The sequence below is a fragment of the Microbacterium sp. ISL-103 genome (genome assembly GCF_018613995.1).
Taxonomy (GTDB): domain Bacteria; phylum Actinomycetota; class Actinomycetes; order Actinomycetales; family Microbacteriaceae; genus Microbacterium.
The window spans coordinates 1-8,089 of record NZ_JAGGPD010000417.1; the positions used below are offsets into that span (position 1 = coordinate 1).

Consider the following 8,089-nt stretch of genomic DNA (forward strand, 5'->3'; position numbering starts at 1 on the left):
CAGTTCGCTGTCGTCCTGGACGGCGTCGTGCTCTCCGCGCCGTCGATGAACGCCGTCATCCTGGACGGGAAGCCTCAGATCACCGGCAGCTTCACCCAGGAGACCGCCAAGACGCTCGCCGACCAGCTCAAGTTCGGCGCCCTGCCGCTGAGCTTCGAGGTGCAGAGCTCTGACACCATCTCGGCGACGCTCGGTACCCAGCAGCTGCAGATCGGCCTGATCGCGGGCCTCATCGGCCTGGCACTCGTCGCGATCTACTCGCTCATCGTCTATCGCGCACTCGGCCCGGTGATCATCGCGTCGATCGCGGTCATGGCCGTGCTGACTTACATCATCATCTGCATCCTGGCGTGGCGGCTCGGCTTCCGACTGTCGCTCGCGGGCGTCGCGGGTCTGATCGTCTCGATCGGATTCACCGCCGACTCGTTCATCGTGTACTTCGAGCGAATACGAGACGAGCTGCGCGACGGCAAGTCGATCACGTCGGCGGTCGAAGACGGGTGGGGCAGAGCCAAGCGCACGATCTACATCTCGAAGTCGATCAACATCCTCGCGGCCGTCGTGCTCTACATCCTCGCCGACTCCACCGTGAAGGGCTTCGCCTTCACCCTGGGGCTGACGACCCTGATCGACGTGTTCATCTTCGTGATCTTCACGCACCCGGTCATGCAGCTGCTCGCCCGCACGAAGTTCTTCGGCGGCGGTCACAAGCTCTCCGGACTCGACCCCGAGTCGCTCGGCGCCGTCTACCGCAGCCGTTCGCAGTTCCGCGAGGGCGCGACGGCCACATCCGGACGCGGCGCGAAGAACGCCAGGGCCAAGGGCGAAGCCGATCGCCGTCAGACCATCGCAGAGCGCAAGCGCGCCGAAGCACTAGCCGGTGACAGATCCAGCCGCACCGGAAGCGAGGGGGACGCCTGATGGCTTCCATGAACGAGTTCGGCAACAACCTCTACACGGGAAAGACGTCCTTCCCGTTCGTCGGCAGGCGCCGACTGTGGTTCATCATCGCGATCGTGCTGGTGGTCGGTTCGGCCCTCGTGCCGCTCATCCGTCCGATCCAGTTCTCGATCGAGTTCACGGGCGGGTCCCAGTTCACCGTGCAGGCTCCGGACAGCTTCGAGCAGGAGACGGCCACCACCGCGGTGCAGTCCGTCGTCCCCGCTGCGGCGACGAAGGTCGTCGTCGTCGGCGGCAACGACATCCGCGTGCAGACCGACCAGATGAGCGCCGCTCAGACCCAGCAGGTCTCCGACGCCCTCGCCGACGCCTACGGCGTCGAGCCCGAGAGCGTGACCTCGTCGTTCATCGGCCCGGCCTGGGGTGAGAACGTCACGAAGCAGTCGCTGTGGGGTCTGGCGATCTTCCTCGCCCTGACCTTCCTGATCCTCGCGATCTACTTCCGCACGTGGAAGATGTCTGCCGCCGCGATCATCGGTCTCCTCGACGTGCTCGTGATCACGGTGGGCGTCTACGCCCTCGCCGGGTTCGAGATCTCTCCCGCCGCCGTCATCGGATTCCTGACGATCCTCGCGTACTCGCTGTATGACACCACGGTGGTGTTCGACAAGATCAGGGAGAACACGACGGAAGACGGCGAGAAGTCGTCCCGGCTGTTCGGGGAATCGGTCAACCTGGCGGTGAACCAGACGCTGATCCGATCGATCAACACGTCGGTCGTGGCGGCGCTGCCCGTCGGCGCGGTGCTGTTCATCGGCGCCTTCTGGCTCGGTGCCGAGTCGCTCACCGACATCTCGCTCTCGATCTTCGTCGGCATCCTCGTGGCGACCTACTCGACGCTCTTCGTGGCAGCACCCCTGTACTCGCTCTTCCGCGAGAACGAGCCCCAGATCGCTGCTCGCGATGCGAAGATCCGCGAGGCACGCAGCCTCGCCACGGTCGAGGCCTGATCGTCCCCGCTCTGCGGGGCCGTACCCCGCAGAGCCCGCGTAAGATGTTCTGATTCGGAGGTGAGCGGATGGCGGAACCGCAGACGGCGTCGCAGGGATCCAGCCTGAGACGACTGGTTCCCCGCATCTTCTCGCGCGCGCCCAGGGTCAACGACCTCGACAACCTCATCCGCACGGTGCGGGCGAATCATCCGAAGGGTGATCTCGCGGTCATCGAGCGCGCCTACACGGTCGCCAAGGACAAGCACGCCGGGCAGCAGCGTCAGAGCGGCGAGCCGTACATCACGCACCCGCTGGCGGTCGCGCAGATCCTCGCCGAGATGGGCCTCGGTCCTCGTGCGATCGCCGCCGCACTGCTGCACGACACCGTCGAGGACACGGGCTACGCCCTCACCGACCTCACGGCCGAATTCGGCGACGAGGTCGCGATGCTGGTCGACGGCGTCACGAAGCTCGACAAGGTCAAGTACGGCGAGAGTGCTCAGGCCGAGACCGTCCGCAAGATGATCGTCGCGATGTCGAAGGACATCCGCGTCCTGCTGATCAAGCTGGCCGACAGGCTGCACAATGCGCGTACCTGGGGCTTCGTCCCGCCCGAGAAGGCGGCGAAGAAGGCCAAGGAGACGCTCGAGATCTATGCGCCGCTGGCCAACCGGCTCGGTATCCAGGCGATCAAGTCCGAGCTCGAGGATCTGTCGTTCGCCGTCCTGCACCCGAAGATCTACAACGAGATCCACAACCTCATCGCGCAGCGCACCCCGCAGCGCGAGAAGTACCTGACGCAGGTCGTCGAGGAGATCGACGAAGACCTTCGGGACCTGCGCATCCGCGGCAAGGTCGTCGGCCGCCCGAAGCAGCTCTACTCCGTCTATCAGAAGATGGTCGTGCGCGGACGCGAGTTCGACGACATCTACGATCTCATCGGGATCCGCGTGCTGGTCGCATCGGTGCGCGACTGCTACGCGGTGCTGGGCGCCATCCATGCCCGATGGACCCCGCTGCCCGGGCGCTTCAAGGACTACATCGCGACTCCGAAGTTCAACCTCTACCAGTCGCTGCACACGACGGTGATCGGGCCCTCCGGGCGCACCGTCGAGATCCAGATCCGCACGCACGAGATGCACCAGCAGGCCGAATACGGCGTCGCGGCGCACTGGATGTACAAGGAGCGGATGAACGGCGGCAAAGCCGAGGTCCGCGCCGCCGACAACGACATGGCGTGGCTCGCGCACATCTCGGACTGGCAGGCCGAGACGGCCGACCCCGGCGAGTTCCTCGATTCCCTCCGGTTCGAGATCGGGGCCAAGGAGGTCTACGTCTTCACGCCCAAGGGACGTGTGATCGGGCTCCCTGCCGGCGCGACCCCCGTCGATTTCGCCTACGCCGTGCACACTGAGATCGGCCACCGCACGATGGGGTCCAAGGTCAACGGACGTCTCGTGCCGCTCGAATCCGAGCTCAAGAGCGGTGACGTCGTCGAGGTGTTCACCTCGAAGAACCCCGACGCCGGTCCGAGTCAGGACTGGCTCGGCTTCGTCAAGAGCACCCGAGCGCGCAACAAGATCCGTGGCTGGTTCACGAAGGAGCGCCGCGAAGAGGCGATCGAACAGGGCAAGGAGGCCATCGCGCGAGCGATGCGCCGCCAGAACATGCCCCTGCAGCGATTGATGAGTCAGGACTCGTTCGCCGAGGTCGCGCACCAGCTCCGCTACGAAGACGTCTCAGCGCTGTACGCGGCCGTCGGCGAAGGCCATGTGTCGACCCAGTCGGTGCTCGAGAAGGTCACCGCCCTCGTCGCCGCGACCGACCCTGCCACCGGATCGATCGAGCTGCCGGGCAGCATGCCGTCGCGCGAGCCCCGATCCGGCGACTCCGGTGTCCTCGTGCGCGGCGCCTCCGACATCCTCGTCAAGCTCGCGAAGTGCTGCACCCCGGTACCGGGCGACGCGATCGTCGGCTTCGTCACCCGCGGCAGCGGCGTCTCGGTGCATCGCTCCGACTGCGTCAACGTCAAGGCTCTCGCCAGTGAGGAAGACCGCTTCGTCGAGGTGTCGTGGGCTCCCACCACCAAGAGCGTGTTCCGCGTGCACATCCAGGTCGAGGCCCTCGACCGGTCGGGATTGCTCTCGGACGTCACACGCGTCCTGAGCGAGCACCACGTCAACATCCTCTCGGCGACCGTCAGCACGACTGACGAACGCCTCGCGATCAGTCGTTTCGTGTTCGAGATGGGCGATGCCGTGCACCTCGACCGGATCCTCAACGCGGTGCGCCGCATCGATGCGGTCTACGACGTCTACCGGGTCACCTCTTCCTGACGACGAGACGCTCGAGAGCACCGCGTCCCGCGCGCTTTCCGGGCACCCGCGAAAGCGCGTCGATCGCGGCGATGGCCTCGGAGGCGATCTGCTCGTCGACCGCGGCGAGCAGCACCATCCAGCGTCGCAATGACTCGTCTCGGTGAAGCCCGAGCGCGAGGTCGACCATCGTGCGCACGGGAGTCATCACGGGGATGCCGCTGACGCGGATCAGAGCCGACGCCGACACCGCGGTGTCGTGCATCGTGACGCGCGCCTGGATGACGGGTCTGATCCTGCGCTCGACGGCGCGCCGCACGTGGTGGATCGCCGGGGGAGCGTCACCGGCGCCATGGATCCACGCCGCCGTCGGTCCGGATGCCGCGGTGTCGGGCGGGATGAGCGAAGCCACGGCTGCCGCTCTCGCGCTCGGACTCTCGACGAGATCGGCCGGGATGTAGCCCTCGCCGAGTTCGACGACGTGGCCGTCGAGTCGCGCGGCGCTCAGCTCGGAGAGGGCGAGTCGCTCACCGGGCAGATACAGGAACGCGGGATGCATTCCGCCAGTGTGGCGTGCTGCATCCCGCGTTCCGGGTGGATCCGGCAGATCTGTGGAGAGGATCAGCCGCCGAGGGCGTTGAGCCAGGTGCGACGGGCTTCGAGCGCGTCGGCCGCAGCCTTCGCCGCCTTCTTGTCGCCGGCCTTGTCTGCTGCGGCGAGCTCGGCCTCGAGCTTCTCGATCGCCTCGAGCAGCTGCGAGCTCATGTCGTTCGCACGAGCCTTGGTCTCGGGGTTGTTCTTCTTCCAGTCGACTTCCTCGCGGGCCTTCAGCGCCTGCTCGATCACGCGCAGGCGATCGTCGAGGGCGCGCTCCTTGTCGCGGGGGAAGATGCGACCGATCTCATCCCACTGACGCTGGATTCCGGTGAGCAGGGCGCGGGCGCGCTTGATGTGGGGCTCGTCCGCGACGGCCTTGGCCTCTTCGAGAAGTGCCTGACGGGCTTCGATCTTCGGGGCCGAATCGGCTTCCTCTGCGGCGCTCTGTTCGGCGCGCGCCGAGTACAGCGCATCTCCGGCGGCCTTGAACCGGGCCCACAGAGCGTCGTCGGCCTTGCGCCCGGCACGCCCTGCGTTCTTCCACTCGTCGAGCAGGGTGCGGTACGAGGGGATCCCGTCGACCCCGCGCGGCGCCAGCGCCTCTGCGCGCTCGACCAGCCGGGTCTTGGCGTCGCGGGCGCTCTTGTGCGTGTCGTCGAGCTCGGAGTAGAAGGCGCGGCGTGCCTTGTCGACCGTCGCACGAGCATCGCGGAACCGCTTCCACAGCTGCTGCGAGACGCTCTTCGAGAGGCGAGGACCGGTCTGCTGGTGTGCCTGCCACGCGTCGAAGAGCTCTCCGAGTTCGGCGGTCACCTGCTTCCACTGCACCTTCGAGAGGTCGCGGGCCGCGATCGCCTCTGCGCGCTCGACGAGAGCGGTACGCTCTGCGACCGCCTTGTCGACGAGCTCCTTCGCCTGCTGGGCCTCCTGCGCGGTCGCCTCGGAGAGCGATGCGGTGAGCGTGTTCAGCCGCTCGCGCAGACCGGCGAGATCGCCGACTGCGGCAGCGTCCGTCGCCTCGGCCACGAGGTGGCCGGCCTGCTTGACGAGATCGCCGGCGGACGCACCACCGGACTGATGACGCTGCTCGAGGGCATGCACCTTGAACGCGATGTCGTCGTACTTGCGGACGAAGTACGCGAGAGCCTCGTCGGGTGTGCCGTCCGGGTACTGGCCCACCACGCGCCAGGCGTCGTCCTCGCGCACCTCGACCGTGCCGTCTTCCGAGACGCGACCCCATTCGGCGGCGTCGGAGGCGGAGCTGCCGGTGGGCACAGAGGCCGTGACCGGCGCGACGGCCGCAGGGCTGGGCAGCTTGCGCGGCAGGGGCATTGCCGGGGGAGCGGGAACGGGGGGAGTCGGCTTCGACGGCTCTGTGGCAGACACGTGATTCTCCTTGCGCGGTAGGGCCCGCGGGAGGCGGAAAGGACGATCTTCAGCCTAGTACGCCAGGGAGCATCCGATGTGGTGACCGCTTCTCACAATGATCGTTATCGATCTGTGAGCGAATCGTTCGACGCGCGAAACACGCGGCGTCACATGCGGGAAACACCACGCTTCTATCGTCGCCATCACGGCATCCCCCGTCGATTGGAGCACTATGAGCGAGTCGATCCTCACCCCCACCGAGATCGTGGTCGTCGGAGCAGGGATGGTGGCCCACCGATTCGTCGAGAGCCTGATCAGCAGGGCCGAGACACCGCTGCACGTGACGGTGATCGGCGACGAAGGGCGTCACCCCTACGACCGCGTCGGTCTGACCGGGTTCTTCGCCGGCGCGAGCCCCTCCGACCTCGAACTCGACCGCTCGGTCTTCGACGACTTCCGGGTGCGTCTGATGGCCGATGACAGGGTGCTGCGCATCGATCGCGCGGCGCGGACCGTGACGACGAGGTCCCGTCAGACGGTCGCCTACGACAAGCTGGTGCTCGCGACCGGCTCGTACGCGGCGAAGGTGGCGGTCGACGGCGCAGACCTGCCCGGGTGCTTCGTGTACCGCACGCTCGAGGACGTGCAGCAGTTGAAGGAGTTCGTCGAGCGTCGAGGACGCATGCTCGGCCGTCCGCTGCGCGGCGCCGTGATCGGGGGAGGGCTGCTCGGTCTGGAAGCCGCCGGTGCGCTGCAGGGCATGGATGTCGACGCGACGGTCGTGCAGTATTCGGACCGCCTGATGTCGGCGCAGCTCGACTCGGCCGGCGGGGGGATGCTCAAGCGGCTGCTGGAGGCCAGGGGGATCTCCGTTCGCACGGAGTCGCGCACCACACGCCTCGACCCCGATTCCTCCGGAGCCGTGACGGCACTCGAGTTCCAGGACGGTTCGATCGAGCGCGCCGATGTCGTCGTCTTCACGGTCGGCGTGCGCCCTCGCGATGAACTGGCCCGTAACTCCGAGATGCGCGTCGACCCCCGAGGTGGCGTGGTCATCGACGATCGCTGCTCGACCTCCGACCCGCACATCCTCGCGATCGGAGAGGTCGCGAACTTCGAGGGCCGCTGCGTCGGCCTCGTCGCTCCCGGCTACGCGATGGCCGAAGTCGCAGCCACGCGGTTGCTCGGCGGAGACGCGGCCTTCCCCGGTTACGACGACTCGTCCAAGCTCAAGCTCTCCGGTGTCGACGTCGCCAGCTTCGGCGACGCCATGGCGACGACGCCGAACGCGCTCGACGTGGTCTACGCGGATCCGGTCGCGGGTGTCTACAAGAAGCTCGTGCTCTCGGATGACGCGCAGACACTGCTCGGCGGCATCCTCGTCGGCGATGCCGCCGCGTACGGTGCGCTTCGACCGCTGGTGGGAGCCAAGCTCGGGGCCGACCCCGCGGCCTACCTCCTGCCCGAGGGCGGCAACGAGGCGCCGGGTGGCGAGCTCCCCGATGAGGCCGTGGTGTGCTCGTGCTCGAACGTGACGGCAGGGCGCATCCGTCAGGCGGTGCACGATGAGGGCTGCATGGACGCCGCCGCGGTGAAGGGCTGCACCAAGGCCGGTGCGACCTGCGGCTCGTGTGTGCTGATGGTCAAGAAGGTCGTCGGGCAGGAGCTCACCAAACTCGGTCAGACCGTGTCGAACGCGCTGTGCGAGCACTTCGACATGTCGCGCCGACAGCTGTTCGACGCGGTGCGGGTGGCGCAGCTGACCACCTTCAGCGGGATCGTCGAGCGGTTCGGCCGGGGCCGGGGCTGCGATATCTGCAAGCCCGCGATCGCCAGCATCCTCTCTGTGCTGGTGGGGTCGCCCGTGTTCGACGGCGAGAATGCGACCCTGCCGGACACCAACGACCACGTCCTGGC

At 67.3% G+C, this 8,089-nt stretch carries 6 protein-coding genes; 4 read left to right on the forward strand and 2 right to left on the reverse strand.

Annotation, left to right across the window (positions count from 1 at the left end; genetic code table 11):
- From secD to J7E68_RS14895, 3 genes are all read left to right on the forward strand, one after another.
- Positions 1-921: preprotein translocase subunit SecD (gene secD / locus J7E68_RS14885; protein ID WP_215173871.1), on the forward strand; the 921-nt coding region annotated here is incomplete at its 5' end.
- The gene (secF, locus tag J7E68_RS14890; protein ID WP_215173874.1) at positions 921-1,910 is read left to right on the forward strand and encodes a protein translocase subunit SecF; all 990 of its coding nucleotides are present in this window, start codon (positions 921-923) and stop codon (positions 1,908-1,910) included. The genes secD and secF, both read left to right, overlap by 1 nt.
- Before the next feature lie 68 nt (positions 1,911-1,978).
- On the forward strand, positions 1,979-4,228 hold the full coding sequence (locus tag J7E68_RS14895) for a bifunctional (p)ppGpp synthetase/guanosine-3',5'-bis(diphosphate) 3'-pyrophosphohydrolase (RefSeq protein WP_215173876.1): 2,250 nt from the start codon (positions 1,979-1,981) through the stop codon (positions 4,226-4,228).
- On the opposite strand, the gene J7E68_RS14900 is transcribed toward J7E68_RS14895, so the two are convergent.
- Together J7E68_RS14900 and J7E68_RS14905 are read right to left on the reverse strand one after the other, a co-directional pair.
- Positions 4,215-4,766, reverse strand: coding sequence for a type IV toxin-antitoxin system AbiEi family antitoxin (locus J7E68_RS14900; protein ID WP_215173878.1), 552 nt, complete (start codon positions 4,764-4,766; stop codon positions 4,215-4,217). The genes J7E68_RS14895 and J7E68_RS14900 overlap by 14 nt on opposite strands.
- 62 nt (positions 4,767-4,828) lie before the next feature.
- Positions 4,829-6,190 carry a DUF349 domain-containing protein gene (locus tag J7E68_RS14905; RefSeq protein ID WP_311417080.1) on the reverse strand — a complete coding sequence of 454 codons (1,362 nt, stop codon included), beginning with the start codon at positions 6,188-6,190 and terminating at the stop codon, positions 4,829-4,831.
- A 214-nt stretch (positions 6,191-6,404) separates the two neighbouring features.
- Between J7E68_RS14905 and J7E68_RS14910 the strand changes: the two genes are divergently transcribed.
- The coding region (locus tag J7E68_RS14910; protein WP_215173881.1) for an FAD-dependent oxidoreductase at positions 6,405-8,089 on the forward strand (1,685 nt) is incomplete at its 3' end.

Coding starts and splice junctions, on each gene's coding strand:
- secF (WP_215173874.1), top strand. CDS start 921: ATGGCTTCCATGAACGAGTTCGGCAACAACCTCTACACGGGAAAGACG.
- J7E68_RS14895 (WP_215173876.1), top strand. CDS start 1,979: ATGGCGGAACCGCAGACGGCGTCGCAGGGATCCAGCCTGAGACGACTG.
- J7E68_RS14900 (WP_215173878.1), bottom strand. CDS start 4,766: ATGCATCCCGCGTTCCTGTATCTGCCCGGTGAGCGACTCGCCCTCTCC.